The organism is Pseudomonas sp. B16(2017), assembly GCF_002113205.1.
Taxonomy (GTDB): domain Bacteria; phylum Pseudomonadota; class Gammaproteobacteria; order Pseudomonadales; family Pseudomonadaceae; genus Aquipseudomonas; species Aquipseudomonas pharyngis.
Genome location: NZ_NEKA01000036.1, coordinates 1 through 723, shown reverse-complemented (window position 1 = coordinate 723; position 723 = coordinate 1). Strand labels below are relative to the sequence as shown.

Sequence of the window (723 nt, the reverse complement as noted above, 5' to 3'; positions counted from 1 at the left end):
CAGCCAGCAGCTGGTCTTGTCGTCGGCCTGGCCGTCGCGGTCCCAGTGGAACTGGACTTTCACGCGGCCGTATTCGTCGCAGTGGATTTCTTCGCCTTTTGGGCCGGTGACCACGGCGCTCTGGCTGCCGAGGATGCGCGGTTTCGGGTGGCGCAGGGGCGGGCGGTTCGGCACGTCCCACGGGGTGGCCTGAAAGCGGTTGCGGTAGCCCTGATGGAAATCGTCTTTGAGCGCGGTGGTGTCGCTGGTGACCGACTCTTCCAGCACCTGCGGCTGCTTGCCTTCGTGGTGGACTTCGGTGAGCAGCCACAGGTCATTCCACTTGGCCTTCGGGTGTTCTTTGAGTGCGAGGAAATGGCCGCTGACCAGCAACGGCTGATCGCTCTTGCCTTCGGCGAGCTGGAAGTCGCTGCGGTGGCGTTCGAGGGCGCGTTTTGCCAGGTGTTTGCCGCGCTCGCGGTCGATGAAACGGCCCGGGTAATCGTAGTCCTCGAGGTCGGGCAGGGCGTCGCCGCGGTTTTCGCTTTCCAGCGTCAGGCGCGGTTTTTCGAAGTCGTAGTCGCGGCGGGTGGTGCGGCTGGTGCGGGTTTCCAGGCGCAGGTCGAAGCGTTTGATCACCGGGTTGCTGGCGACCATGCCGGAGTCCTGCTGATAGGCCACCGGCGCCAGTTTCTTGAACACCGTCTGGTCATCGCCGAACACCAGTTTGTGGCCCGTGGCGCT

Annotated in this window: 1 protein-coding gene; it reads right to left on the bottom strand. The window is 64.5% G+C overall.

The window, feature by feature from the left end; translation table 11 throughout:
• On the bottom strand, positions 1-723 hold a 723-nt coding region (tssI, locus tag CAG25_RS28110), incomplete at both ends, for a type VI secretion system tip protein TssI/VgrG (protein ID WP_143493015.1).